The organism is Methylobacterium sp. GC_Met_2 (assembly GCF_026540795.1).
Lineage (GTDB): Bacteria > Pseudomonadota > Alphaproteobacteria > Rhizobiales > Beijerinckiaceae > Methylobacterium.
On record NZ_JALNUM010000018.1, the window covers coordinates 1 to 24,849 of the forward strand.

The 24,849-nt window shown below is 68.9% G+C and carries 35 protein-coding genes and 1 pseudogene; 16 read left to right on the forward strand and 20 right to left on the reverse strand.

Annotated features, from left to right (window positions below):
• Positions 1–572, forward strand: a 572-nt coding sequence (locus OXS49_RS09040) for a carboxymuconolactone decarboxylase family protein (protein WP_267423658.1), incomplete at its 5' end; no start/stop codon positions are given.
• 56 nt (positions 573–628) lie between these two features.
• Here the strand turns inward: OXS49_RS09040 and OXS49_RS09045 are convergent.
• The 3 genes and pseudogenes from OXS49_RS09045 to OXS49_RS09055 all read right to left on the reverse strand — a co-directional run.
• A pseudogene (locus tag OXS49_RS09045) lies at positions 629–1,618 on the reverse strand (cysteine desulfurase); the annotation flags it as partial.
• 116 nt (positions 1,619–1,734) lie between these two features.
• Complete coding sequence (locus OXS49_RS09050) at positions 1,735–2,160, reverse strand: GFA family protein (protein WP_267423660.1); 426 nt, start codon at positions 2,158–2,160, stop codon at positions 1,735–1,737.
• 95 nt (positions 2,161–2,255) lie between these two features.
• The gene (locus OXS49_RS09055) at positions 2,256–2,630 is read right to left on the reverse strand and encodes a MucR family transcriptional regulator (RefSeq protein ID WP_267423661.1); all 375 of its coding nucleotides are present in this window, start codon (positions 2,628–2,630) and stop codon (positions 2,256–2,258) included.
• A 286-nt stretch (positions 2,631–2,916) separates the two neighbouring features.
• Between OXS49_RS09055 and OXS49_RS09060 the strand changes: the two genes are divergently transcribed.
• The 4 genes from OXS49_RS09060 (at position 2,917) to OXS49_RS09075 (ending at position 4,794) form a co-directional block, all read left to right on the forward strand.
• Positions 2,917–3,375, forward strand: coding sequence for a hypothetical protein (locus tag OXS49_RS09060; RefSeq protein WP_267423663.1), 459 nt, complete (start codon positions 2,917–2,919; stop codon positions 3,373–3,375).
• Between the two features lie 155 nt (positions 3,376–3,530).
• Positions 3,531–3,965 carry a cupin domain-containing protein gene (locus tag OXS49_RS09065; protein ID WP_267423665.1) on the forward strand — a complete coding sequence of 145 codons (435 nt, stop codon included), beginning with the start codon at positions 3,531–3,533 and terminating at the stop codon, positions 3,963–3,965.
• A 114-nt stretch (positions 3,966–4,079) separates the two neighbouring features.
• Positions 4,080–4,340: a hypothetical protein gene (locus OXS49_RS09070; protein WP_243998424.1), complete on the forward strand. Its 261-nt coding sequence runs from the start codon at positions 4,080–4,082 to the stop codon at positions 4,338–4,340.
• Between the two features lie 25 nt (positions 4,341–4,365).
• Positions 4,366–4,794 (forward strand): hypothetical protein, encoded by a 429-nt coding sequence (locus OXS49_RS09075; protein WP_267423671.1) that lies wholly within the window; start codon positions 4,366–4,368, stop codon positions 4,792–4,794.
• 220 nt (positions 4,795–5,014) lie between these two features.
• On the opposite strand, the gene OXS49_RS09080 is transcribed toward OXS49_RS09075, so the two are convergent.
• Positions 5,015–6,070: an enoyl-CoA hydratase/isomerase family protein gene (locus OXS49_RS09080; RefSeq protein WP_243998421.1), complete on the reverse strand. Its 1,056-nt coding sequence runs from the start codon at positions 6,068–6,070 to the stop codon at positions 5,015–5,017.
• Positions 6,071–6,285: 215 nt separating this feature from the next.
• Between OXS49_RS09080 and catC the strand changes: the two genes are divergently transcribed.
• The 4 genes from catC (at position 6,286) to OXS49_RS09100 (ending at position 9,006) form a co-directional block, all read left to right on the forward strand.
• Positions 6,286–6,570 carry a muconolactone Delta-isomerase gene (gene catC / locus OXS49_RS09085; RefSeq protein WP_243998419.1) on the forward strand — a complete coding sequence of 95 codons (285 nt, stop codon included), beginning with the start codon at positions 6,286–6,288 and terminating at the stop codon, positions 6,568–6,570.
• Positions 6,571–6,581: 11 nt separating this feature from the next.
• The gene (locus OXS49_RS09090; RefSeq protein ID WP_243998417.1) at positions 6,582–6,878 is read left to right on the forward strand and encodes a YciI family protein; all 297 of its coding nucleotides are present in this window, start codon (positions 6,582–6,584) and stop codon (positions 6,876–6,878) included.
• 13 nt (positions 6,879–6,891) lie between these two features.
• The gene (gene pcaD / locus OXS49_RS09095) at positions 6,892–7,683 is read left to right on the forward strand and encodes a 3-oxoadipate enol-lactonase (RefSeq protein WP_267423673.1); all 792 of its coding nucleotides are present in this window, start codon (positions 6,892–6,894) and stop codon (positions 7,681–7,683) included.
• Between the two features lie 87 nt (positions 7,684–7,770).
• Positions 7,771–9,006: an ABC transporter substrate-binding protein gene (locus OXS49_RS09100; RefSeq protein ID WP_267423675.1), complete on the forward strand. Its 1,236-nt coding sequence runs from the start codon at positions 7,771–7,773 to the stop codon at positions 9,004–9,006.
• Positions 9,007–9,015: 9 nt separating this feature from the next.
• Here the strand turns inward: OXS49_RS09100 and OXS49_RS09105 are convergent, their stop codons facing one another.
• The 7 genes from OXS49_RS09105 to OXS49_RS09135 form a co-directional block, all read right to left on the reverse strand.
• Positions 9,016–9,447 (reverse strand): hypothetical protein, encoded by a 432-nt coding sequence (locus tag OXS49_RS09105; RefSeq protein WP_243998401.1) that lies wholly within the window; start codon positions 9,445–9,447, stop codon positions 9,016–9,018.
• Between the two features lie 43 nt (positions 9,448–9,490).
• Positions 9,491–10,060 carry a hypothetical protein gene (locus OXS49_RS09110; protein ID WP_267423678.1) on the reverse strand — a complete coding sequence of 190 codons (570 nt, stop codon included), beginning with the start codon at positions 10,058–10,060 and terminating at the stop codon, positions 9,491–9,493.
• Between the two features lie 641 nt (positions 10,061–10,701).
• A complete protein-coding gene (locus OXS49_RS09115; protein ID WP_243998397.1) occupies positions 10,702–10,920 on the reverse strand; it encodes a hypothetical protein in 219 nt (72 codons plus the stop codon).
• Between the two features lie 256 nt (positions 10,921–11,176).
• Positions 11,177–11,920 carry an ABC transporter permease gene (locus OXS49_RS09120; protein ID WP_267423679.1) on the reverse strand — a complete coding sequence of 248 codons (744 nt, stop codon included), beginning with the start codon at positions 11,918–11,920 and terminating at the stop codon, positions 11,177–11,179.
• Entirely contained in the window at positions 11,917–12,849 is a 933-nt protein-coding gene (locus tag OXS49_RS09125; protein WP_267423753.1) for an ABC transporter ATP-binding protein, read from the reverse strand. The genes OXS49_RS09120 and OXS49_RS09125 overlap by 4 nt, the downstream gene beginning before the upstream one ends.
• An 11-nt stretch (positions 12,850–12,860) precedes the next feature.
• The gene (locus OXS49_RS09130) at positions 12,861–14,078 is read right to left on the reverse strand and encodes an ABC transporter permease (RefSeq protein ID WP_267423681.1); all 1,218 of its coding nucleotides are present in this window, start codon (positions 14,076–14,078) and stop codon (positions 12,861–12,863) included.
• Positions 14,079–14,183: 105 nt separating this feature from the next.
• Positions 14,184–15,092 carry a glycine betaine ABC transporter substrate-binding protein gene (locus OXS49_RS09135; protein ID WP_267423683.1) on the reverse strand — a complete coding sequence of 303 codons (909 nt, stop codon included), beginning with the start codon at positions 15,090–15,092 and terminating at the stop codon, positions 14,184–14,186.
• A 354-nt stretch (positions 15,093–15,446) separates the two neighbouring features.
• Here OXS49_RS09135 and OXS49_RS09140 point away from each other — a divergent pair, with 354 nt between their 5' ends.
• The gene (locus OXS49_RS09140) at positions 15,447–15,662 is read left to right on the forward strand and encodes a hypothetical protein (protein WP_243924007.1); all 216 of its coding nucleotides are present in this window, start codon (positions 15,447–15,449) and stop codon (positions 15,660–15,662) included.
• 7 nt (positions 15,663–15,669) lie between these two features.
• Here OXS49_RS09140 and OXS49_RS09145 read toward each other — a convergent pair whose 3' ends face one another.
• From OXS49_RS09145 to OXS49_RS09170, 6 genes are all read right to left on the reverse strand, one after another.
• On the reverse strand, positions 15,670–17,136 hold the full coding sequence (locus OXS49_RS09145) for a protein adenylyltransferase SelO (RefSeq protein ID WP_267423685.1): 1,467 nt from the start codon (positions 17,134–17,136) through the stop codon (positions 15,670–15,672).
• Positions 17,137–17,377: 241 nt separating this feature from the next.
• Positions 17,378–18,421, reverse strand: coding sequence for a phosphatase PAP2 family protein (locus tag OXS49_RS09150; protein ID WP_267423687.1), 1,044 nt, complete (start codon positions 18,419–18,421; stop codon positions 17,378–17,380).
• A gap of 113 nt (positions 18,422–18,534) precedes the next feature.
• Entirely contained in the window at positions 18,535–18,786 is a 252-nt protein-coding gene (locus tag OXS49_RS09155) for a hypothetical protein (protein ID WP_243998386.1), read from the reverse strand.
• Between the two features lie 108 nt (positions 18,787–18,894).
• Positions 18,895–19,410 carry a MucR family transcriptional regulator gene (locus tag OXS49_RS09160; protein ID WP_243998384.1) on the reverse strand — a complete coding sequence of 172 codons (516 nt, stop codon included), beginning with the start codon at positions 19,408–19,410 and terminating at the stop codon, positions 18,895–18,897.
• A gap of 502 nt (positions 19,411–19,912) precedes the next feature.
• Positions 19,913–20,215 (reverse strand): hypothetical protein, encoded by a 303-nt coding sequence (locus OXS49_RS09165; RefSeq protein ID WP_267423690.1) that lies wholly within the window; start codon positions 20,213–20,215, stop codon positions 19,913–19,915.
• Positions 20,216–20,362: 147 nt separating this feature from the next.
• Positions 20,363–20,743, reverse strand: coding sequence for a hypothetical protein (locus OXS49_RS09170; RefSeq protein ID WP_243998380.1), 381 nt, complete (start codon positions 20,741–20,743; stop codon positions 20,363–20,365).
• Positions 20,744–20,839: 96 nt separating this feature from the next.
• Between OXS49_RS09170 and OXS49_RS09175 the strand changes: the two genes are divergently transcribed.
• From OXS49_RS09175 to OXS49_RS09185, 3 genes are all read left to right on the forward strand, one after another.
• Positions 20,840–21,598: a CDP-diacylglycerol diphosphatase gene (locus tag OXS49_RS09175; RefSeq protein WP_267423692.1), complete on the forward strand. Its 759-nt coding sequence runs from the start codon at positions 20,840–20,842 to the stop codon at positions 21,596–21,598.
• A gap of 81 nt (positions 21,599–21,679) precedes the next feature.
• Complete coding sequence (locus OXS49_RS09180; protein ID WP_267423694.1) at positions 21,680–22,105, forward strand: hypothetical protein; 426 nt, start codon at positions 21,680–21,682, stop codon at positions 22,103–22,105.
• Between the two features lie 168 nt (positions 22,106–22,273).
• The gene (locus OXS49_RS09185) at positions 22,274–22,519 is read left to right on the forward strand and encodes a hypothetical protein (RefSeq protein WP_267423696.1); all 246 of its coding nucleotides are present in this window, start codon (positions 22,274–22,276) and stop codon (positions 22,517–22,519) included.
• A gap of 12 nt (positions 22,520–22,531) precedes the next feature.
• Here the strand turns inward: OXS49_RS09185 and OXS49_RS09190 are convergent, their stop codons facing one another.
• Both OXS49_RS09190 and OXS49_RS09195 read right to left on the reverse strand, forming a co-directional pair.
• Positions 22,532–22,720, reverse strand: coding sequence for a hypothetical protein (locus tag OXS49_RS09190; protein WP_243998374.1), 189 nt, complete (start codon positions 22,718–22,720; stop codon positions 22,532–22,534).
• Between the two features lie 135 nt (positions 22,721–22,855).
• Positions 22,856–23,116 (reverse strand): hypothetical protein, encoded by a 261-nt coding sequence (locus tag OXS49_RS09195; protein ID WP_243998372.1) that lies wholly within the window; start codon positions 23,114–23,116, stop codon positions 22,856–22,858.
• Between the two features lie 101 nt (positions 23,117–23,217).
• Between OXS49_RS09195 and OXS49_RS09200 the strand changes: the two genes are divergently transcribed.
• The gene (locus tag OXS49_RS09200) at positions 23,218–23,538 is read left to right on the forward strand and encodes a hypothetical protein (protein ID WP_267423699.1); all 321 of its coding nucleotides are present in this window, start codon (positions 23,218–23,220) and stop codon (positions 23,536–23,538) included.
• 58 nt (positions 23,539–23,596) lie between these two features.
• On the forward strand, positions 23,597–23,896 hold the full coding sequence (locus tag OXS49_RS09205) for a hypothetical protein (RefSeq protein WP_267423701.1): 300 nt from the start codon (positions 23,597–23,599) through the stop codon (positions 23,894–23,896).
• A 96-nt stretch (positions 23,897–23,992) separates the two neighbouring features.
• On the opposite strand, the gene OXS49_RS09210 is transcribed toward OXS49_RS09205, so the two are convergent.
• Positions 23,993–24,382, reverse strand: coding sequence for a hypothetical protein (locus OXS49_RS09210; protein WP_267423703.1), 390 nt, complete (start codon positions 24,380–24,382; stop codon positions 23,993–23,995).
• Between the two features lie 214 nt (positions 24,383–24,596).
• Between OXS49_RS09210 and OXS49_RS09215 the strand changes: the two genes are divergently transcribed.
• Positions 24,597–24,842, forward strand: a complete 246-nt coding sequence (locus tag OXS49_RS09215; RefSeq protein ID WP_243998365.1) for a hypothetical protein — start codon at positions 24,597–24,599, stop codon at positions 24,840–24,842.
• Positions 24,843–24,849: the final 7 nt, after the last annotated feature.

The window sequence follows — 24,849 nt, forward strand, 5'->3', positions numbered from 1 at the left end:
CGGTCGCGCACGCGCCGCGCTTTCCGCAACTGACCCTGGAGCAGCTCACACCTGCGCAACTCCCGGTTGGCGAGAAGATCCTTAAGGTCTCGAGCGTCGGGCTGGCCGGCCCCTACAACCCGATGATCCGCAGCCCCGAGATGGCGCAGCGGATGTATGACCTGCTCGACTATCTACGCTGGCACACCTCCGTGCCGACGCGGCTGAACGAGTTCGCCATCCTGATCCAGGGGCGGCTCTGGCGCTCGCAGGTGGAGTGGTTCGCCCACTATCCGCTCGCCATCAGGGCCGGCCTCTCCGAGCAGGTTGCGGCCGACCTCAAGGCGAACAAGCGACCGGAGGGCATGAAACCGGACGAAGCCGCCGTGTACGATTTCTGCATGGAACTCTCCACGCAGCACGCGGTCTCGGACGGGACCTTCGCGCGGGCGAAGGCGGTGCTGGGCGAGCAGGGCGTGGTCGACCTGACTGCGCTGACCGGCACCTACGTGACGGTCGCCATGCTGCTGAGCATGGCCGAGGAGGGCGTGCCGCCCGGCAAGGAACCGCCGTTCAAGCCCGGAGAGCAATAGGCGGACGCGATGCGTGCGGCTTGGCGCGCCGGCCTCCGAGACCGGCGCGCTTCGGCTTAATGCCGCGGCAGGGTGTGGGGCGCCTTCAGGAAGACGTCCACATCCGCGCGGGTGTTGTAGAATGCGAGCGAGGCCCGCACCGACTGGTCGACGCCGAACCGGCGCAGGGCCAGCAGCGCGCAGTGATGGCCCGAGCACACCGCGATGCCGTGCGCGTCGAGGTGGTGGGCCACCGCGTGGTTCTCCTGCCCCTCGATTACGAAGGGCATCACGCTCGCCTTCTCGTGCGCCGTGCCGATGAGGCGCAGGCGCTTCACCTCGGCCAGTCCGCTCTGCGCATAGTCCAGCAGATCGTGCTCGTAGGCGGCGATCGCCGGCAGGCCGATGCTCTCCAGGTAATCCAGCGTCGCGCCAAGGCCGACCGCACCCGCGATGTCCGGGGTGCCGGCCTTGAACTTATCCGGGGCGCCCTTGTAGACCGTCCGGGCGAAGGTGACGTCCTCGATCATGTGGCCGCCGCCCTGCCAGGGCGGCATCGCTTCGAGCAGGGCGGTCTTGCCGTCGAGGGCGCCGATCCCCGTCGGCCCGAACACCTTGTGGCCCGAGAAGACCGGGAAATCGGCATCGAGCGCCTGCACGTCGAGCGGCATGTGCGGCGAGGATTGCGCCGCATCGACCAGCACCGGCACGCCGTAGGCGTGGGCCAACGCGATGATCTCCCGGATCGGGTTCACGGTGCCGAGGGCGTTGGCGACATGCGTCACCGAGCCGATCTTCGTCCGGCCCGAGAGCAGGGCTGCGTATTGCTCGACGATGATCTCGCCCCGGTCGTTGACCGGAATCACCCGGAGCGTCGCCCCGATCCGCTGCGCCAGCAGCTGCCAGGGGACGATGTTGGCGTGGTGCTCGGTGGTCGAGACGATGATCTCGTCGCTCGGCCCGATATTGGCCTCGCCGAACGAGGCGGCCACGAGGTCGATCGCGTCCGTAGTCCCGCGCAGGAAGACGAGGTCGTCCTTCGCGGGGGCGTTGATGAAGCGGCGCACCGCTGCCTAGGTCGGCGGTCGGGTGACGCTGGCGGTCACCACCTCGCTCCTCGTGCTCCTGGCGATCGCGGTCCTGCTCATTTGCGGCCTCGCGATCGGCTGAGCGCGGCGCAGGATCAATCGGCGGGCTCGTAGCGCAGCGTCCCTGCGCGGCGCGTCGGCTGGCCGGTGTCGTTCGTGTGGTTGACGCCGTCCATCACGGGTACGGCAGGGAAATCGAACGGGCTGATGCCCTCCAGGCAGGCCACGTTGACCGCGTAGAGCGTGCTGTCCGAGCGCCGCTGATGGTGCGTATAGATCCCGCAGCGGGAACAGAAGAAGTGCTCTGCCGTGCCGGTATGGAACCGGTAGCTCGTCAGCACCTCCGCGCCCTGCCGGATCCGGATCCCGCCCGCCTCCGCCATCGCCACGACGGCGCCGCGCATGCGGCAGTACGAGCAGGTGCAGCGCCGGATCGACCGGAAGCCGTCGCTGAGCGCCACGTCGAACCGCACCGCGCCGCAATGGCACCGGCCGGCATGCAAGTCCGTCTCGGCGTCCATGTCGCCCAAACCCCGTCGTCTGCCCCCGGACCGAGCGTATCGCCGTGGTGGGGACCGGACAATTCAGAGATTCGCACGCGTTGCGTGAGGTGGCCTCACGTGTGGGTTCGGGTCGGCTCGTGGCCGAACTGGATCGCCCGCGCGATCTCCGCGCGCCGCGCGGCGTAACCGGGGGCCGCCATCGGGTAATCGTTCGGCAGGCCGTAGCGCGCGCGGTACCGCTCGGGCGTCAGGCCGTGGGCTTTGAGGTGGCGTTTCAGTGTTTTGTAGGAGCGGCCATCGATGAAGCTGATCAGACCGTCCCGCTGGACCGAGTCGCGGATCTCGGCTGGCGTCGGCCGCACAGGCGCCGGCAGGCTATCGGCCGGTGGCACGAGTGCCATCAGCGCTGCGTGCACGCCGGTCAGGATCTCCGGCAGGCCGGTCGGCGCGACGGCATTGCGCGAGAGATACGCCGCGACAACGCGCACCGCGAACTCATTTATCGCGTGCCGGAAATCGGGTTGGGACGGATTTACATCCTGCCGATCCATCATGAGCTCCCGCGAAAACGCATATAAATAAGAAATACTCATACATTCTGCGGAGTCAACGTGGGGAGGTGGCCGGTGGGTTCCGGATTGCGCGCGACACCGGTCGGCGCGCCGCGGGGCCGGCCGCTTTCTCTCGATCGAGCTTCGTGATCCAATACAATCTTCGTGCAGTGCGAAGTCTCTTCAGGGAGCGGATCCCCTGTCCTCGCATCGACAGGCCGGAGTGCCGGCCGCGGCCTGGTCTCGGCCATGGGCCCCGCCTCGCGCCTTCGCGGGCGCGGGACGCACTGGCCTGTGGGCCGCGCCGCTGCTCGTGCTTCTGCTCGCGCCGTCCGCCGTCCGCGGGCAGGACACGCTCGGGCTGATCGCCCCGGACGCACCCGAATTCGGCGCGCCGTTCGAGACGGGGATGCGCGCCAGGGTCGCCGCTGAATTCCCGGATGCGCCCCTCGTCCGGTTCCGGAAGATCAGGCCGATGCCGGGCGAGACCGGCCACGACATCGCGTTCTGCGGCCAGGTCAGCGCGACGCCGCCAGAACAGGCGGCACCGAGCTTCCACCTGTTCCTCTACGGCCGTACTGCCGAAACCGAGACCGTTCAGATCCTCGGATCCGAATCCCTCAACGGCTACCGCGTCGGCCGCAAGCTGATCGGTGCCCTGCGGCGTATCGGTTGTCTATAGAGCGCTCTCCGCTGAAGTGGACGCCGGGTCGGCGCAGGAGAGCGCGTTACAGCGAGAGCTGAGAGCTTCACGCTGGAACCGGCTGGCGTGAAGCGGGCGGCAAGACTGTAACGCGACGACACGGCCAGCTATTCCCGGTCGGAGCGGGCGATGTCATGATCTCGGAAACAGACAAGATCCGGGAGAACGACATGGCGCGCCGCCCATCGGCTGGGAGATACCTGATCGCGGTGGGCGCCTTGGTCATCACGGGCGCAGCCGCGGCTCAGGAGGTCAAGCGGACCGAGCTCGGTCGTCAGCCGGTCTCGGGTGACGAGAGCCGCGAGATCGTCATGCAACTGGTCGAGATCCCGCCGGGGGCGACCTCGCGCCGGCATTTTCACAACGGCGAGGAAGCCTACTACGTGCTGGAGGGCGGCCTCGCGCAGGTACAGGGACAGGCGCCGAAGGAGCGGCCGGCCGGCGAGCGCGGCATCAACCGGCGCGGCGTTCCCCATGCCGGCTACACGGTGGTCGGCGACAGGACCGTGAAGATCCTGTCGGTTTACGTCGTCGACAAGGGCAAGCCCCTCCAGGAGGCCGCTGAGTGAGCCCCTGCCCGATCGGTGGCGAGAATGTGGCAGAAGCTTGACTATTGCCGTCGAATCAGTTTTAAACTTGATTGTTGCGTCATGGATACACCCCAAAGGGCTTTGGAGGTTCTGATGTGCGCGCGGAAGACCTTCTATATTTTCGCCAAGTCCTCCGATGGCCAGCTTTTCTGTGCCGTCCGTCAGGATCAGCCGATCCCCCGGATGATCGACGGCGTGCAGTGGCGTTACGTGACCTGCATCGACACCGCACGCGACCGACCGTTCGGCTTCGATGTAGATGACGCTCATAAAGCCATGCGGAACGGCGGCGTATACTTCTACAAGCGCGAGTTCGTCTTTTCCCAGCCCCGGACGCTGCTTCAGGCCGCCTGAACGTCGGCCCTCCGCCGGCTGCCGCATGGACGCCTTCCGCATCGGTGTGCTGGAAAAACGCCGCATCGCGGGCGGGCTGGGTGAACTGATCGGGGGCCTCGTTGCTTGGCACGCGGTGGGATCTGGAGATCCAGACCCTGGCCGCGGTAGGACGGACGTGTCGTTCAGGATGGGTCTGGCCGGCTTGGCGCTGGCGATGATGGGTGCGGCCCCGGCTTGGGCCTGGGGCGTTCCCGGCTGCACCAATCTGCCCGAATACAATCGCGCCCTCGGGGCGCTGCAGGGGATGACGAGCGCCTGCGACATGAGCGTCGAGGAGGCCCGTCGGGTGATCGCGGCCCATGACGGGGTTGCCGCACCGCCGCCCGCCGCGGCGCCGATAATCGCGCCGCCGCCCCGAGCCCATCGCCGACCTCATCGGAGGGGTCGGCACCCGCGTTCGACCCGGCGATGAGCGCACGTGGAGGGTTGCGCGCTCACCGCCTTGGTTCCAGCGCCCCTTGCACGGCGTCATCACCCTGGCCTCGGCCACGCTTTCCGGGGCGGCGACGCTGGCTTACTCTCCCGCACAGGCTGCGAGTTCACAAATCGCAGTCCGGATCTGACGCGGCTCAGCCCGATCCAGAACCGGCAGTCGCTGCGGGTGGGTGCGCGTAGCCGATGGTCCATATCCCTCAGATGAAGCTTGGCTCCGGCTCCTCCGTCGGCTCGAAGGCCTCCCGGATAGCGTCCGGGTCGACGGCGTCGAGCGTGGCCGGTTGCCAAGCGGGCCGGTTGTCCTTCTCGACCAGCACCGCGCGCACGCCCTCGTAGAAATCGTGCCCCCGCATGATGCGCGTCACCAGTCGGTACTCCGTCCGGATGGCCGCGATCACGTCCAGATCGGGCCCGCGCCGCATCTGCTCGAAGGCAAGGCAGAGGCTGGTCGGCGACCGGCTGCGGAGGGTGCGGGCCGTCTCGGTGGCGAAATCCGACTGCGCGACCGCGTCGAGCCGCGCCAGGATGGCCGGGACGCTCTCCGCCGAGAAGCACGCATCGATGAGGGCCGCCTCTTGGGTCACCGGCCCGGTCGGCGGCGGAGGCGCGGCGTGGGCGGCCAGGGCCGGCTCGATCGGGCCACCTTCCGCCAACGCGTCGAGGATCGCCGGGAAATCGGCGGCGCGCGCCGCATGGGTCGCCAGCCCGAGCGGGAGGGCGTCGCCCGCGCCGATCTTCGATCCGGTCAGCGCCAAGTAGGTGCCGCTGCGACCCGCCAGACGCGGCAGGATTGCGGTGGTGCCGACATCCGGAACGAAGCCGATCCCGACCTCCGGCATCGCGAAGGCGTAGGATTCGGACGCCACCCGGTACGGCCCGTGCACAGAGATGCCGACGCCGCCGCCCATGACGATGCCGTCGATCAGCGCGACGATCGGTTTGGGGTAGAGGGCCATCGCGGCGACGAGTTCGTACTCGCCGCGCCAGATCTCAAACATCGCCTCCGTCTGTCCGGCCTTGGCGGCTTCGTATATGCGCCGGACATCGCCGCCCGCGCAGAAGGCCCGTCCGCCGCTGCCCTGCACCACCACCCGCGTTACGCGGTCGTCGGCGGCCCAGTCCCGGAGCTGAGCCTGCATCGCCCGGATCATGCCGAGCGTCAGCGCGTTCAGGGCCTTGGGCCGGCTGAGCGTGACGAGGCCGAGGGGGCCGCGCACCTCGAACACCACCTCGTTGGTCGACTGTGCGGTCATCGTCGGACGAATCCACCCCTGTGAGCTTCGGTTTATGGGGCGGCTGAATAGGCGTGCATCCAGATGGCCGCAACGATGGGGCGGAATCGGGGACAATCGCCCCCGACCGTCGCCGATCCCGCGCTCGAGCCCCGTGGCGACAGCATCGACAGCCTGTCTCGGGATGATAAGCGTCGCGGCCAGCACGGACATCCGGTCGGCATAGGACAGACACGATGCTCTACATGGTCCACATGCAGGTCGACATCCCCGCCACCCTGCCGAAGGCGGAAGCGGACCGTCTGAAAGCCGAGGAGAAGGCGTTCTCGCAGAAACTTCAGCAGGACGGCACGTGGCGGCACCTGTGGCGGATCGCCGGGCAATACGCGAATTACAGCGTCTTCGATGTCGACGGGAACGACGCACTGCACGACATCCTGACGGCGCTGCCGCTCTACCCGTACATGACGATCCACGTCACGCCGCTGGCCCAGCATCCCTCCGCCATCGCGGCCAACTGACAGGTCGAACCATGCCCTTCATCATCGAGACCTTCGACAAGCCGGGCAGCCTCGAGATCCGCAGGGCGCATCGCGCCGAGCATCTGGCTTATCTCGACCGGATCAAGAAAAGCCTCCTGGCCTGCGGCGCCAAGCTGAACGACGACGGCAGCGATGCGGGCGGCGGCCTCTATGTCGTCGATGTCGAGACCCGCGCGGAGGCCGAGGCGCTGATCCAGGCGGATCCGTTCCACACGGCGGGCCTGTTCGACCGCGTCGCGATCAAGCGCTGGCGCAAGGCCTATCTCGACGGCAGAAGCTATCTCTGAGGGAGGGGCGCATATGGCTTTCGCCGAACTCGATGACGTGCGGCTGCACTACAGGGCGGATGGCGATCCCGCGAACCCCACGCTCGTGCTGTCCAACTCGCTGGGCGCGGCGCTGGACATGTGGGCGCCGCAGATCGAACCCTTGGCGCGCCATGTCCACCTGATCCGCTACGACACGCGCGGCCACGGTCAGTCGGAGGTCACGCCCGGACCCTACACGATCGCCCAACTCGGCCGGGACGTGGTCGGCCTCTTGGATCGCCTCGGCCTGGAGCGGGTGCATTTCGCCGGCGTGTCGATGGGTGGCCTGACCGGGCAGTGGCTCGCCCTGAACCATCCGGAGCGGCTGGCGCGCCTCGCCCTGTGCAACACGGCCGCGTATATCGGGCCGCCGGAGAACTGGACCAGCCGGGCCGAGAAGGTCCGCGCGGACGGCGTCGGCAGCATCGTTGATGCCGTGGCGTCGCGCTGGCTGACGGCGGACTATGCGGTTGCCCAACCCGAGCTGGCGGCCAGCCTGCGGCGAATGCTGGCTGCCACGGCGCCGGAGGGCTACGCGGCGGCCTGCCTCGCGGTGCGCGACGCCGATTTCCGCGGCGCGCTTCCGCGGATCACCGCGCCGACGCTGGTGATCGCCGGGACGCACGACCTCGCGACGCCGCCGGCGGAAGGCCGCTTCCTGGCGGACCACATCCCTGGTGCGCAGTACCGTGAGCTCAGCGGCGCCCATTTGACGAATCTCGAGGATGTCCAGCGCTTCAACGAGGCCGTGCTGACGTTCTTCGGCGAAACGCGCGCGCCGTAGAGCCGGCGAAAACTCGGCCGGCCGCGGGCCGGAACGGCCCGCGGCCTCAAGAAAACAAAAGCCGATCAACAAATGGGGAGGAAATCCATGTCCGATCGGATCTCGGGGCGGACGCTCGCCCGACATGGGGTCGTGGCCTTCGCCGCGGCCTGCCTCGCCGCCGCACCGGCCCGCGCACAATACGCCGATGGCGGCATCAAGATCGGTGTGCTGACCGACATGTCGGGCGGCTATTCGGACCTCGCCGGGCGCGGCTCGGTGACGGCCGCGCAACTCGCCGTGGAGGACTTTGGCCGGCCGATCAACGGCCGCAAGGTCGAGCTGATCTTCGCCGACCATCAGAACAAGGCCGATATCGCCTCCGCGATCGCCCGCCGCTGGTTCGACACCGAGGGCGTCGACGCGATCTTCGACACCAACTCCTCGGTGGCGGGCTTGGCCGTTCGTGAAGTCGCGCGCGCCAAGGGCAAGATCGACATCAATTCCGGCGCCGGCTCGATGGCGCTGACCAACGCCGCCTGCTCGCCGACCGGCGCCCACTGGACCTGGGACACCTATTCGCTGGCGGCCGGCACCGCCACGGCCCTGGCGGACGACCCCAAGAACACGTGGTTCTTCATCACCGCCGATTACACGTTCGGGCACGATCTGGAGAAGCAGGTCACCCGCGTCGTGAAGGCGAAGGGCGGCCAGGTGCTCGGCTCGGTCAAGCACCCGTTCCCGAATCCGGATTTCTCGTCCTACCTGCTGCAGGCTCAAGGGTCGGGCGCCAAGATCATCGGCATGGCCAATGCGGGCGCCGACACGATCAACACGATCAAGCAGGCGAGCGAGTTCGGCATCCCGCAGGGAGGCCAGACGCTCGGCGGGCTCAACATTTTCCTGACCGACATCCAATCCGTCGGTCTCAAGGACGCCCAGGGGATGATCCTGACAACCGGTTTCTACTGGGACCTCGACGACCAGACCCGGGCCTTCGCCCGACGCTTCGGCGAGCGGATGGGCGGACGGATGCCCACCATGGTGCAGGCCGGCGATTACTCGGCCGTGCTCCACTTCCTCAAGGCCACCGAGGCCGCCGGGACGGATGACGGGCTGAAAGTCATGGCCAAGATGCGCGAACTGCCGATTCAGGACTTTTTCGCCCATAACGCCAGCCTGCGCGTCGACGGCCGGATGGTCCACGACATGTACTTGGCGCAGGTCAAGACGCCCGCGGACTCCAAGGGGCCGTGGGATTTCTACAAGATCCTGAAGACCATCCCGGGCGAGCAGGCGTTCCAGCCCCTGTCGGAGAGCACCTGCAGCCTCGTGAAGAAGTGAGGCCGGACCCTACACGTCGTCGGGCGCCGCTTCAGTCCGGGCCTGCGCCCAGGCGCAGTCGCGCTCGGCCTGCCGGGCACGTTGCTCCGCCGCATAGGCGTCCTGATCCGGCTGCGCCTGCCGGCTCTGGCGCTTGGCCCGGGCGGCCGCACGCTTGCGCCATTCCTCGGTCTCGGCCTTCTGGCGCAGCAATTCCTCGACCGTGATGGGTTTCACCGGCTCCTTCGGCTGAGCCCAGGCGTAGGCGCGCCGGGGCGGCGGCCGGGGCGCGGATTCTGTCCGCGCGGGACGGGCCGCGCGCATCGCCTCGGCGAGGGTCAGGCCGGCGCTCGCAGCGATACGCGCGGCGGCAGCCTGAGCGGCCGCGCGCTCGCCCATGGTCGCGCCCTGTGCGGCGAGCGCGAGGCACTTCTCGAACCTGTCTCGGTCGGCGGGTGTCATCGGGCGCGTATAGCGCCCGGACGGCCCGCCGTCCCGCTGGTTCTCAATCCGGCTTGGCGCTCGCCACCGTGCCGGTGAAGCTGTAGCTGCCGAGCTTCTCGCCGACCACCTGGACCGCGCCGTCCGTCAGGGTGTTCAGCCGGCGCGAGCGGATCGTCATCGTGCCCGCCAGGCCCGCGAACTTGCCGGTGCCGCCGATCCACTGGCCCGTCCCCTCGTTCACCGCTGCGAGCGGCTGGAGCGGGTAGTCCCACTTCTCGAACACGTGGTCGCCATCGGCATCGACGTAGTCGCAATAGCCGTGGTTCTCCACGGTCTTGGCGCCGTTGTCGATCGTCGGCGCGGAGGTGCAGCGCCCGGCCATGTTGTGCAGGAGCTTACCGCCGGATTCGTTGACCGCGGTCATCATGGCGATCGAGGCGGAGGCCACGCGGTTCTCGCCGATGGTGACGGGCTTCGGCGCTGCCAGCACCGTCGACGTGTAGGTGATCCGGAAATCACCCTGCCGCGGCATGTCGTCGGCGCCGGCCGTGGTGGAGCCGAGGAGCAGCAGGCCGAATGCCGCCGCCGAACATGTCGCGGGTGATGCGAACGCAATCTCTTTGCCCATCATGACGACCTCCCAGTCTGGCGCATGCAAGACGGTCCGGCTTCGGTCCGAGTATTCATCTCAGGCCGGCCGAATCGTCGGCGCCGGGCAAATATTGTTCTCAGTGCGATCTTCATTCAAGCGCACCGCTAAGATATTGTATTTGATCGGCGGTCTCGTGTATGACATGATCGCGTTATTGTAGGCGACGCCGAAGCGATCAGCGCCAACGACTGCTGTTTATGATCTCTTGAGATACTTGATCATCCATTCGATGCAAAATATCGACCGTGCTCGAAATCGCGAATGTTGTTCACAAGTATAAACTGGAATTTTGCATCGGCAGACTCTCGTGCGAATAAAGATAAGACTCCCAGTCCTAAAGCGAAAAATCCGAAACCTTCATCGAACAATCACGGACGACTTGACTGCAAGTTGCGCGATCAGGCGTCGTCACAAATCTGAGGCGCCTGGCCGGGTCGGAGCGACTCGGCAGAGAGCAGCCCACCCAGGCGCGCCGTCCTCACCGCGCGCCCGCGTCCACCAGGGCCGTTCAGCGGAAGCCCGGCGCCGAGCTGGTGGACGTCATCGACGACGCCTGGAACGGCATTGGGCTCGTCACCGCGCAGCTGGCTGCGTGAGCCGGCGCGCGACGGATGGGAGCCTCACAAGTCGGCGCAGGCCTTGCCGCCCGGCCGAGTCTCCCGCGCACCTGCGCCGCCGTCCGGGTCGCTCAGGACGACGAGGATCCGTCCCAGCAGCACCCGCGAATGTCGTGCGATCCGGGTCTCGCTGTGGTCGACCGTTGGGCACGGGCTCGCGTCGTAGGCCGCGCGCAACTCGGCGAGCTGGCGCATCCGCAGTTCGGGATCGATGGGAGCCATGACCCGTCCTCCCCGCCGGCTTTGGTCCGCGGTACGCCCCCGCGAACAAGCCTTCGACCATCCCGAGTCGGGGAGTTGGAAAACCGTGTCTGAACGGTCCCTACGACCTTTAGCGCCGGAACGCCTGGACATACGTCGCAGGCTCCCCGACCGTGTGGTCAAGGTGCGGGTGCCGTTCTGGTCGGCACCAACCATCAGACAGGGGGTTCCACGCCCCAGGCCCGCGCGTACGGGCCCGCCGGACTTATAGTCGGTTCTAGGAACCGAATCCAGTTCGCCGCGCTGCACTTTGCTCGAGGATGTGGAAAGCCGCGTCGATCAGGATCGCCAGCGCCGAAACGACGAGGCCGCCTTGCAGGACATAGGCGGTGTTGCCCGTGAGCAGGCCCGAGATGATGACCTCGCCCAGCGTGCTGGCCGCTACCGTCGAGCCGATCGTTGCGGTCGCGAGGCCGATAACGGCCGACAGCCGGATCCCGGCCAGGATCATTGGCAGCGCGAGCGGCAGTTCCACTTGGACGAGCCGCTGGCTGTCGGTCAGCCCCATGCCGCGCGCCGCCTCCATCAGCGCCGGATCGAGGCCTTCGAGGCCAGTGAGCGTGGTCTCGAAGATCGGCAGCAGCCCGTACAGCACGAGGGCGACGAGGGTCGGCAGCGGCCCGAACCCGAAGATCGGCACGGCTAAGGCCAGCACCGCCACCGGCGGGAATGTCTGGCCGAGATTGGCCACCGCCCGGGCGAAGGGCAGGACGTTGCGTCCCGCCGGACGGGTCGCCGCGACCGCGAAGCCGATCGCCAGCACGCTCGCCGTCAGGGTTGCGGCGGCGACCAGCAGGAGGTGGTTGATAGTGAGCGCAAGCAGCGGGGTCTGCGTGTAGATCGGCGCGGTGTCGCCGGGGGCGAAAGGGCGCAACAGGTCCGCGAAGCTCTGCGGCGCGAGCAGGAAGGCGCCGAGCAGGGCGAGCAGCGCGAGATGCGCTAGATATCCCGCACGGCTCACGGGCGGGCGCCCTGCGCCTCGAGCGCGGCGCGCGTCACCCGGCCCAGCAGCACGCCGTCTCGGCTGACAGGCAGGGCCGGGCGCTGCGACCACAGGCTCTCAGCCAGCGCCGCGCGCACCGAGGTGCCCGCCGAGATCGGCGTGCCCGGCGCCGCCCCGGGCTCCACGAGATCGTCCACGACGCGCAGCGCCATGAGCTGGAAGGCCCGGTCGCCGCCGCCGAGGAGGGCGCCGACGAACGCGGTGGCCGGCGCGCCGATCAGCGCCGCCGGATCGGCCTCCTGCACGAGGCGGCCCCGGTCCATCACGGCGATCCGGTCGCCGAGCCGCAGCGCCTCGTCCATGTCGTGGCTCACCAGCACGATGGTGGTGCCGGTGCGCCGCTGGATCGCCCGCAGATCCGCCTGAGCCTGGCGGCGGATGATCGGATCGAGGGCGCCGAAGGGCTCGTCCATCAGCAGGATCGGCGGCTCGGCGGCCAGCGCCCGGGCGACCCCGATCCGCTGCTGTTCGCCGCCCGACAGCGCCGCCGGGAGCCGGTCCCGGTAGGCGGCCGGATCGAGGTTGAACAGGCCGAGCAGCGCGTCGACCCGCGCGTCGATCCGCCGACGGTCCCAGCCCAGCAGCCGCGGCACCACCGCGATGTTCTCCGCCACCGTCCGATGGGGGAACAGGCCGTGGCCCTGGATCGCGTAGCCGATCCCCCGGCGCAGGACATGCGGGGCGACCGCCCGGATGTCCCGGCCCGCGATCCGGACCGTGCCGGCGCTCGGCTCGACGAGGCGGTTGATCATCCGCAGCAGGGTCGTCTTGCCGGAGCCCGAGGTGCCCACGACCGTCAGCACCGCGCCGGCCTCGACCCGCAGGCTGACGTCGGACACGACCGCCCGGTCCCCGAAGACGCGGCTGATCCCGGCGAGTTCGATCATCGGATCAGGCATCACGGGTGCCGTTCCGCCACCCGGCCCCGGCTCACCGCGATGGCGGCATCGAACAGCACGGCGGCGCTGCTCGCCAGGGCGACGGTCGGCAGCGCCCCGAGCAGGACGAGGTCGCCCGCGTTCTGGCTGATGCCCTGGAAGACGAACACGCCGAGCCCGCCGCCGCCCACGAGGCCCGCGATCACCGCAAGGCCGATGTTCTGGACCAGCACGATGCGGATCCCGGTGAGGAGACTCGGGAGCGCCAGCGGCAGTTCTACCTGGAGGAGGCGCTGGCGGCCGGTCATCCCGACGCCGCGTGCCGCGTCGCGCACCGGTGCAGGCACGGCGTCGAGCCCGGCGACGGTGGCGGCCGCGACAGGCAGGAGCGCGTAGGCCCACAGGGCCACGACGGCCGGGGCGGGGCCGATCCCCGCGATCCCGGATTCCGCGGCCCCGGGGATCGTCCGGCCGATCCAGGCCAGCGGCGCGATCAGCATCCCGAACAGCGCCAGGGAGGGGATGGTCTGGACCACGTTGAGAATCGCGAGCAGCGCCCGCCGCAGGGCCGGCTTCGGACGTGCCAGGATCGCGGCCGGGATCCCGACCAGGGCGGCCGCCGCCACCGACGCGAGGGCAAGGCCGAGATGGGTCCGGACCTCCCGGCCGAACGTATCCGCGTGACCGGCATATTCCCGCATCACCGAGAGGTTGTCCCAGAACCCGGACCGGAGGGCGAGCCCCGCCAGGATCGCAACGGTCGCCAGCGCCGTGACCCGCATCCCGGGGCCGGGCCGCAGGCGCGCCAGCCCGTCGCCGGTGGCGAGGCCGGCGGCGCCGAAGGCCAGCCACCAGCCGGCCTCCGGCGAGACCCGGCTGTAGCGGTCGCCGGGCGGCGTCAGGTGATCGGCCGCCCATCCGGCCGTGAGGCCGAGGAGCAGCAACGCGGCTGCGCCCGCGGCAAGCCGCAGGAACGGGGGAATCCGCAGGGCCAGCAGCGGCGCGGCGAGCCCGGAGCCGCAAAGCAGTGCTAGCGCCGGACCGGCCGGCAGCGCCGACCATGCCATTAGCGCGGTGCCTTCGGCGATCCGGTTCGGCCGCACGACCATCAGCGGCAGCACGACGAGGCCCAGAGTCAGCAGGGTCGCGAGGGTCGCGCCCAGGGGATCGAGGCCGGAGACGATCCGGCCGCTCGGGCGGGCATCGGCATGCGTCCCGGGTGCAGGGAATTGGCCCATCCGGTGGCTCCGCGCGCGGCCGCAGGAGCGTGGCTGCGCGTCGCCTGGACTTAGCGCGCTCTGCGCCGAAGTGGACACCGGTTCGGCGCAGAGCGCGCGCCGGCCTTAATGCACGAACCCCGCCGCCTTCAGGAAATCCGCCGCTACCGTGGAGGCGGGTTCGCCGCCGATCTGAACCCGTCCGTTGAGGTCGCGCAGCGTGGCGAGGTCGAGCTGGCGGAAGATCGGATCGAGCACCGTCGCGATCTCAGGACGCGCCCTGAGGACGGCTCCGCGGACCACGGGTGCCGGCTGGTAGACCGGTTGGACGCCGCGGTCATCCGCCATCACGATGAGGCGGGCGGCGGCGAGACTGCCATCGGTCCCGAACACCATGGCGGCGTTGGTTCCGGAGGTGCCCCGCGCCGCCGCCGCGATCGTGGCGGCGGTGTCTCCGCCGGCGAGGATGACGAGCTGGTCCGGCCTGAAGCCGAAGCCGTAGGCCCGGCCGAAGGCCGGGAGCGCGGCGGGCGCGGAGACGAATTCCGACGAGGCCGCGAGCTTGATCGAGCCGCCACCGGCCACGTAGCGGCCGAAATCGCTCATCGTCTCGAGGGCATTGGCCTTGGCGATGTCGTCGCGCACCGCGATCGCCCAAGTGTTGTTGGCCGAGGCGGGCGCCAGCCAAACGAGGTCGTTGGCCGCGCGGTCGAGGCGCCGGGCGGTCTCGTAGGCGGCCTGTGCGTCCTTCCAGACCGGGAGATCCTGCCGTCCGAAGAAGAACGCCGCGTTGCCGGTGTATTCCGGGTAGATGTCGATCTGGCCCTCCAGCAGGGCCTGGCGCACGATCGATGTCGACCCGAGTTGGGTCTTGTCCACCGTCGAAATGCCCTTGGCCCCGAGCGCCTGCAGGATGATGGCGCCGAGAACCCCGCCCTCCGTGTCGAGCTTGGAGCTGACCACGACGGGCGCCGCCTGCGCGGCCGACAGGCCGATCAGCAACCCGACAAGTCCGGCCAGGATCCGCTTGCCCATCGATCCGGGTTCTCCTGTCCGCGCCGCCGCTCAGGATCGGCGCCGGGCCGGATCACGGTATACGACCCCGTGGCGGAATCATCGGGCGATCCTGTTCACCTGCTCATTCCGAGGGGACCGCGTCGCCGCCGCGGCGGCGATGACGCTGTTGCTGACCCTGCTTCAGGCATCGGAGCCGGATCGCGCTGCGGGGTCGTATCGGTCGGCCTGAGGCACGCTGGTTCGCAAAGACTCCATCAAGTCTCCGAAATCCAGTTAAGACTACTTAACCTTGACATGAACTTACAATGAACCCAAGCGATCCAGGCGGTATATGCACGTATAGGTTGTTCCTGGTGGAGCCGAGTCTGACACATGTCGTATTCGATCTTCGTCCGTGATCTTGCCCATGACGACGGGCGTACACCGCAGCTCCTGGCCTATGACATCCAAGACCGCTCCCTGGCAGCCTCCCTCGTGTCGGTGATCGCAACCTCGTACCGGGATCACGGGTTCAACCCGGCCACGCGGGTGCATTGGTTCCGTGCCGCGGGCACCGTGCACGAGATTTACACCTGGCCGCAGGCCTGAACGGGCCTTACGTGCCGCAGAAGGTCCGGTAGCCGACCCCGCCGCCCTCCGGCGTCTGCGCGTAGCGGGCGTGCTCCGGCTGGTCGGCGTAGGGCCGTGCCAGCACCGCCAACAAGGTTTCGAAGGGCGCGAAATCGTTTCGCTCCACGGCGGCCGCGATCATCGCCTCGACCTGATGGTTGCGAGGGATGAAGGCCGGATTCGCCGTCCGCATCGCGGCGGCTATCTCGGCCGGGGCGCGGGTTTCCTCGGCGAGGCGCGCCCGCCAGCGAACCGCCCACCCGTCGTACGCGGTCGGGTCGACGAACAGGTCGCGCACGGATCTGTCGCCCTCAACGGCTCCGCACAGGGTCCGGAAGGTCAGGGTGAAGTCGGCTTGGTTCTCGCCCATCCGTGTCAGGAGGTCGCCCGCCAGCGCGGGGTCGCCGTCCCGGACCGCGCCGAGCCCGAGCTTTCGATTGAGGCCGCCGTGATAGGCGTCTTCGAAAGCAGGTGCGTAGCCGGAGAGCGCCGCTTCGGCCTCACGGACCGCCTGCTCTTCGTCATCGGCGAGCAAGGGCAGCAGGGTTTCGGCGAACCGGGTTAGGTTCCAAAGCGCGATGCGCGGCTGCTGGCCGTAGGCGTAGCGTCCGTTCTGATCGATCGAACTGAACACCGTGCCGGGATCGTAGGCGTCGAGGAAGGCGCAGGGGCCGTAGTCGATCGTCTCGCCGGCCACCGCCATGTTGTCGGTGTTCATCACCCCGTGGACGAAGCCCACGAGCAGCCATCGCGCCACCAACCCGGCCTGGGCGGCGATGACCGCGTCGAGCAGCGCCCGGTAGCGATTTTCCGCCTCCGCCGCCTCGGGATAGTGCCGGGCCACGACATGGTCGGCCAGGGCCCGCAGGGCCTCGACGTCACCCCGGACCGCGAAGAACTGGAAGGTGCCGACCCGGATGTGGCTCGCTGCGACCCGCGTGAGCACGGCCCCGGGCAGCAGGGTCTCGCGCACCACGGGCTCGCCGGTGGCGACGGCGGCGAGCGCCCGGGTGGTCGGAATGCCCAGCGCCGCCATCGCCTCGCTGACGAGGTACTCGCGCAGCACCGGTCCGAGGGCCGCCCGGCCGTCCCCGCGCCGGGAGAACGGGGTCGGGCCGGAGCCCTTGAGCTGGATGTCGCGGCGGATGCCGGTCCGGTCGATCACTTCGCCGAGCAGGACCGCGCGCCCGTCGCCGAGTTGCGGCACGAACTGGCCGAACTGGTGCCCGGCATAGGCCGCCGCGATCGGATCGGCACCCTCCGGAACCGTGTTCCCCGCCAGCGCCGCAACCCCGTCCGGACCTGCGAGCCAGTCGGCGTCGAGCCCAAGTTCCCCCGCCAAGGCCCGATTTAGGTGGATCAGGCGCGGAGCCTCCACGGGGGTCGCGGGGCGGCGCGCGTAGAAGCGCTCGGGCAGGCGGGTGTAGCTGTTGTCGAAGGGAAGTGCCATCATCGGGGGCATCTATGGAGCGGCGTTGGCGTGGGCAAGCGGGGCGGGTTTCGGCCGGGACCGTGCAGGCGCGGTTCCGGTCCGCGTCTTCGAGAGAGACCAGAACTCCTCCGCCGCGGCGCCCGGGACGATCGCCAGCTGTCCGGCTGGGCGCGCCTCGTCCACTGGGTCTCGGGCATAGTCTGTCGGACCTCCACTGTCGGACTAATCCACCGGCGGTGGGATAGTTCGCGGCTCAACGCGCTCAGGCATCGGCACGGCTGATCGCCCCGGGGACCGGACAGGCCGGGGCGGCGGACGGCGTGCGCCGGCGGACCCGCTCTCGAACCGCCAGGGCCGCGATCGCCAGGGTCGCCCCGGCCAGCACGTCCGGCAGGTAGTGACCGCCCGCGCCCAGCGTCGCCACGATCACGACTGCGTTGAGGAGGATCGCGAGCGGGCCAAGGACGGGCAAAGGTGCCAGCGCCCAGGCGGTCAGGAGCGCGAGGCACACGTGGAAGGACGGGAAGGTCGCCAGCCCCCGTAGGTCGCCGAGCGCCAGCGTGTCGAGCGTGCCCGCCCGCAGCCGTGCCACCGGCTCCAGATGCCAGAGCGCGCCGATCGTCTCCAGATGGTCCGACGGAACAACGCGCGGCGCGTAATGGGCGTAAGGGCCCAGCGCCGGCAACAGGGCGGCGAGGACGATCACGCACAGCAGTGTGACTGAGAACAGCCGGATGTAGGCCCAGAGCCGTCCGAGCCGGCGGGTCGCGCTCAACGCGATGACCACGACGCCGACCTGCGGCCCGCTGGAATGATAGGCGAGCGCCAGCCACCACGACAGGGTGGGATGGTGCGCCAGGAAGGCCACGTAAGCCGTCCAGTCGAAACCGAGCCGTGCCTCGAACCCAGCCAGCGCGTCGTCAATGAAGGGCAGCCCCAGGCCCGCGGCAAGGAAGTGCAGAACCGCCACCGGTATGGTGAAGGTGATCAGAAATGCGCTCGCGAGCGCCATGCCTCGCAGGGGCGGATCCGATTTCACGGTCGCGAGGCAGGCCGCCGCGACCAGCAGGACTACCACGATGGCGGCAGCCACGACGAAGCCGGTCGGCGCGGCCGTCATGCCGGCCGCCCGCATCCAGACGGCGTCGATCCCGATAAGCGCGAGGCTCAGCGCCCAGAGTCGGGGATCGGGGGCGGCGATTCCCGTGGCGAACCGGCGAAGCCCACGCGACCAAGAACGGCACGTACCCGCAACGTGAGCGTCGGCCCAGGGTCGGGCTGCCCCGACCTGCTCGTGAGATATCATCCGGCTCTGCTCACCCCGCGGCCAAGGCTTGACCGCACCGGGCAGACGCACGAGGGCCGCAATGGTTCGCCCGCGGACGCAAGGTCCGGCCCTGCCCAGTGGGGCCGGGCTCTCTATCGGCCCGTGGTGGGGGGCGTGCCGGCCACCGGCGGCTTGCCGCTGCCGACGGCGCCTTCAGTCGGCGGTACGGTGGCGGGGTTGGTCACGGCCTCCGTCGCCGTCTTGCCCGGATCCCGCGTATCGGCTGCCGGCTTGGTCGCGGTCTCGGCCTTGGGATCCGCCCCGGTCCGATCCTGCGCCCGAGCCGCCGACAGGTCGGTGAGGGTCGTGGCGACGATGAGAAGGGCGAGGATCGATCGATTCAAGGTCTGCTCCGGGCTGCTCGAGGGGCAATGGTCGGCCGCACGCGTCGTTCCGGCCCGGGCGAGCGCAGGAGCGCGTCGCTCGGGACCGCCGGACCGTCGAGGTCAGGCCTACGCGTCGGCCTTCTTGCGACCCCGGGTCGGCTTGGCGGGCTCCGGTGCCGCCGCGACGGTCTCGGCCGAGGCCGCGTTCTTCGCTGCCGGGCCCCGACGCTTGTGACCGAGGCCGGCATTGCGGGCGAACTCGGCGCGCATTGCCGAGTAGGTCGACGCCGTCGTCGGGTAATCGGGCGGCAGGCCATAGCGCTGCCGGTACTGCTCGATCGTCATGCCGTTCCCGGTCAGGTGGCGCTTGAGCGTCTTGTACGGCTTGCCGTCGATGAAGCTGACCAGCGCGTCCGGCGTAATCGACTTCTTGATCTGCGCGGGTGTCGCCTTCTTGAAGTCCGGCTCCGCAGGTGTCGAACCTTGGCCAAGGCTCGACAGCGCAGCATGGACGCCGGACAGAAGCGTCGGCAGGTCGGGCATAGGAACGGAGTTGTTGGCTACATAAGCCGAGACGATATCGGCGGTCAGCTCGACGAAATCGATCGTGTCTTGGTGCGGGGCTGAAATGTTATCTTCCATCGACGCCTCTCTCGCGGGAATGCGCCATGAACGTGGCTTTCTCTGCCATCAGTCAAGGGCTCGTCTGATCGAATATAACCAATCACGGTTGTTATCTACCGGTTGCGCGGCAAACAACAACATGGATCAATCGCGGCGCTCGTTGCCGGAGACGTTCAGTTACAATCCTGCGTAGGCCACTTTGCGGGCCCTGTGTCGATGCATTCGGGTCGAAGACATCTTCGCGCCTCCCCTTTGCGCTCGGCCTGCGGGCTTACGCTGGGATGCCCTTGCGGGTGACGTGTGAGGTTGAAGGGGCATGAGTCCCACTTCTGTGCAGGGGACCGAATTCATGCAATGTCGGGCAGCCCAAGCGCCCACCGAGCGTCCGAGAAGCGCTCTCCCATAAGCGGGGCGCGGGGGAACCCGTGCTTCCGCCTGAAATGTGCGAATATTCAAGCCCGCCAGAGACAGCATGGCTGTCGCGGCTCGAACGCCGCGGCTCACCGCTCCGCCGCCGCCGTCAGGCGTTGGCTGCCGTCCCGTGCGGCGTGGCGATCGCGCCCCGCGTCCCGGACGGGACGACTGCCTGAAGCATCCGCGCGGCGCTCGATCCGTAATCTGCCCGATACGTCCGTTCGAGGGTCATCAGCGCGCGCATCGGCGCATCAGCCAGATCGAGCAGCCGCGCGTCCCGCCAGCGCAGCTTGGTGAGTCGGCCGCGGCTGAACCAGCGTGGCTTCTCCTCCTCGACGAGAAGGACCAGCTTGCCCGTCCACGTCTTGCGAAACCAGAACCGTCCCGTGAGCTTGGCCGCGTCGAACATGACATCCTCGCGTGCATGAACCTCGTCACGCCCCCGTGAAACAATGCGTGGGTTGCGCGGCGGTTGCCAGTCGGAACCGCCGCGGTGCGCCGAAATTCGCGCCGCCTTCCTCGTGAGGTTGTGCCTCCGCCGTCGAGGCCCGCGGCGCTATCGGTCCGAAAGGCGTGTCGGGCGTCGGGCCGCAACGGCCGCGACCACAAGACCCGTCACCGCGCCGGCCAGCGCGGCGCCCGCCTTGATCAGAAAATCCGCGAACCGGCCGTGGCGCGTGCTGGTCAGGGTCTGCGCGGCCTCGAGGCCGCCGGCCATGAGGACGCTGCCGATCAGGATCTGAAGCCGATGCTGCGGGTAGCCCACCATCATCAGCAGGCCGGCAAGCGCGTAGGCGGCGATCCGCTCGATGCTCGGATTATGGGTCACCACCGGCCGGAGGCCGATCGGCACGAGGGTCACGACCACGATGAAGGCCACCAGGATCCAGGCCGCGATCCGCACCAGACGCAGGTGCCGCGTGTCTGATTCAAGCATTGGCGGTCCGTAACCTCGTGCTGACGGCTTGAGGATACACTGTTTTCCGGCCGTTGCCTGTTGCTGAACGGCCGACGAGGATCGGACGGTCTGATCATGCGCCGTATGCTGGCCATCGGGACGCTGCTCGCATTCACACTGATCCCGGTCGCCGACGCGGCCAATCCGGCGCGGGACGTGCTGTGGGTCGCGCTGCAGGGCTGTGTCCTGGCAAAGAAGGCCGCGGGCCGGAGTTTCCCGTGCCTGTCCGTCGATCTCGGCGAAGGCGAGCGACCGGGTTCTGCGGTGCTGCGCGCCCCGGGCGAGCCGACCCACGTCGTCGTGATGCCCACCGACAACGTATCGGGGATCGAGGCCCCCGTGCTCCAAGGGCCGCGCGGCGTCGCATACTGGCAGGCTGCGCTCCGCGCGCGGCACTTCGTGTCGGACGCCCTCCAGGGGCGCTTGCCGGCTGCCGCGGTGGGTTTGGGGGTGAACTCCGTCGATGGACGCAGCCAGGACCAACTCCACATCCACCTCGATTGCATGCATCGCGGCGTCATGGCGGCCCTGAAGGCACATGGCTCTGCCATCGGCGAGAGCTGGGCACCGTTCCCCGTCCTGCTGGATGAGGATCAATACCTCGCCCTGCGGGTACCGGCCGACGCGGTGGAGCACTTCAACCCGTTCGCGGCGCTGGCCCACGTGCCGGGCTGGCAGGGGAAGCTCCACGATGCGAGCTTCGCCGCGGTCGCGGCCGATCCGGACGATCCCGGCGCGGGCATGATCGTCCTTGCTTACAGGATGCCGGAGGCGAGCGCCGAAGCGTTGATGGACCACACCTGCCGGGTCACCCGTCCCGGCCGGGGCAGTTGAGCGGCGGCGCCGAACACGCCGCACTGTTGCCGATCCGTTCTATTCAGAGGCTTGGCCTTGGGGCATAGGACGGGCATGCGCATGCCGTTGCCCGAGCGCTATCCGTGGGACTTGATCCGGCGGTGGGAAGCGCGTTGCGACCCAGGTCCGAAAAGGCTTCCGGAGCTGACGCGCCCGGGGGCACTCCTCGGCTTGTGTGCGATCCTGACCCTGGCCACCGTCCCGGTGCGTGCCGGCCCGTCGGCTGAGGCAGTTGATCCGCGCGCCCTGGAACTGGCTTGGCACCGTTGCCTACGCGAAGCGTCCGCGCATCAGCCTTCAGGACAAAGCCGCGCCGGGGACGAGCGCAACGCCCTGGACGAGTGCAAGCCGCGGGAGGACGCCCTGGTGTCCGCGCTCATGGCCAGCCGCCGCCCCGAGGACGGCCGGAGTGGGACAGTCTGGTCACGGACCTGGGCGGCTTTCGTGGAACCGCTGACGGCCTGGATCGGTGGCTTGCGGCGCTGAGCGTCGGGGCATCGCATCAGGATGCCGACCAAACGCGCTTGATGTGGGGACCTCTGCTCCGTTGGGCATGACGGTCGACATGCATCAGCGCCGTTCCGGCCGGGTCTCCGCGGCACCGCACCGCGCCGGACGCGCCGAACCAGCGCGCGGGCCGCTCGTTGGGCCCGCATGACAGAGCAAGCCCCCACCTCGCCCCACGACCCGATCGTCGAGGCGCGTCGCCGCGAAATGGCAACCGAGCACCTGCTGTTCGGGACGATCCGCTTCCTCGCCCAGCGCCATCCGGAACTGCTGGACGAACTCGACGGCAGCCTCGAACACCTCTGGGATACCGGCGATAGCGAATCGCGAGACGATGCGGCCGTCCGCAAGATCGCAAGCCGCATCATCAAGAGCCTGCGCGCCGAGCGTTAAGCCGGCGCCGCTCTACCGCTGAGCGTTGTCGTTCAGCCGGATGGTCGGGATCATCGCGACGGCCTTGGCGGTCACACGGTCGAAGACCTCGCCGGTCAGGCCGCGCTCGGTCGCCAGTTTCCTGATCCGCTCTGCGAGCTGGGACAGTGTCAGGCCGTAATAGGTCTTCTCTGTCGTCTGATCGACAGCCTCGTTTGCCACGCGTCAACTCCTGTTCGTGGTGGGTCGGGGAGCGATGATGTGGCCGATGCTGTGCGGCCGTTCAAGTCACTTTGCGCGATGGCTGCCTTGAAACGGCCCGAAGCGGATCGCGCTCCGCTTCGGGCCGTTTCCCCTTTAGCGTGCGCAGCCGATGCAGATGCCGCTGGTGATGGCGTCGTTGCGCTGCTCGTTGGCATTGCGCTGATCGATGCTTCCGGTCTCCTTCGGGTTGAGGGCGCCCGGGTTCGGCACGGTCTGGCCCGTCGCGGCGGTGTGCGGGGCTTTCGCGGCGGTGGTCGGGCCGCCGCCCGTGCCGGTCTCGCTCACCGGATCCGCGAAGGCGGGGACGGCGAAGGCGAGGGAGGCAGTCAGTGCAAGGATCAGCGGCGTACGCATGGGAAGCTCCTGAAACGACAAGCGACGATTTGCGAAATCGACGCTCGCGGACGGCGGAAGTTCCCGCGGACGTCGCCCGGCCCGCTGACGGCGCGACGGTCATGGCCTATGACAACCGGAAGGGATCGCGCGCGGACGTGAAGGGGGCGCAGGGATGGGCAACGGCGAGGGCATCCGCGCGCCGAAACGGGAAACTCGCGGAGGTCCAGCGTCTGGCGACGGCGCTCGCCGCCCGGGTGCGCTACGCGCAGCTCGTTGGGCGGCCGGTCTACGATGCGCAGATCACCGCTCTGGTCAGCGCCGCGCGCCTGATGGATGCGGAGCACGCAACCTGGCCCCCCATGGTCGAGGAGGTGCTGACCGAACTCGCCAAGTCCCTCGAGAGCGACGATCCGAGCCCGGAGGAGGGCAACGGCCCTTGAAGGCGTGGAGCCACGAGCCACCCTTGTTTCCCGGATGAGCGGGACGAAAGGGTGCGCGATGAATCAGGGCACGCCGGAGGTCGATCAGACCGCGCGAACGATCGCCGAGAAAGTCTACGCAGCGTATTGGCGGCAGGCGCAAGGCGCGGACCATCCGCAGATCGAGCAGACGGTGCTCGCCCGGTTGGTCGAGGCCATCCAGCCGGAGATCCCGGGCGGCTCGCCCGGCGCGATCATCACGGCAGCCAACACGGTTCTCGACGCCCTGGAACAACCCAGCCTCGAGATCCGCGGGCCTCGGGTGAGCGCTATCAACCGGGCGGACGGCACCGTTGTGATGGGGCCGACCGGCGGCTGATGCCGCGGTATCGGCCCGGGTTCCAGTCGCCTTCCGAGATCTATGCCCGATCGCGTGGCAATCAAACGCGGCTCTAAGCCTTTGTTGTGACGCGCTTTAGTAAAGTTGGGCCGGGCTCGGCGGGGCCTGATCCGGCCGGTTGCGGGCCTTCAACCAGTAGACGGCGTCCAACAGGACCACCGGCGCCACCGCCAGGGCCGCCGCCAGGGTGCGGCCGCGCTGCGGATTGGCGGGGGTGGCCCGGGCCGCCAGCAGGCCGGCGTCGAGAAGGTCGCCCGCCACGCGCACGCCCAGATGCCGCTCCGGCTGGGCGGATGCCAGGATGGCCGCGCCCGAGGCGATCTCGCGCAGCCCGTAGAGTTGGACGAGGCCTTCGTGCCCGTGCAGCCCCGTCGCCGCGGCGACGCGCCGCGGTGCGAAGGTCTCGGCGAGACCGAGACCGATCCCGAACCAAGCCAGCCCGCGGGCCATTGTCCGATCGTTCATGAGACACCCTGGTCCGCGCGTCCGGTCCATTGGTCCGGGGTCGGCAGCCGGCCATGCCCGGCAAACCAGGCGGTGTCAGCGGTGTTCCGGGGCGGTGCCGGTCAGGAACTTCGGTGTGGGGGGCTGATTGGACAGGTAGGCGCGGAACGCTGCGGAGCACGTCCCGTCGCTGCACATCCGCTCGCCGGACGCGCGATGGAAAGCCGGGCGCCCCATGATCCTGAACCTGCAACCCGCGCAGGTCGCGACGAAGAGCGACGATGCCGAAAGCCAGCTCGTTTTCGCGGATGGTTTCCTCGTGGCGGTGCTGGTCCGTCTCTCGCAGCAGCACGGGGCCGATGCGGGCAAGTGGTTCTTGGAAGCCGGGTTCGGTCCGGTCGACCCGATCTGTCCGCCGACCTTCGCGGATCTCGCCGCCGCGCAGGCCTGGATCCTGCGGCAGCTCGCTACCGACTCCTGAAGCGGGT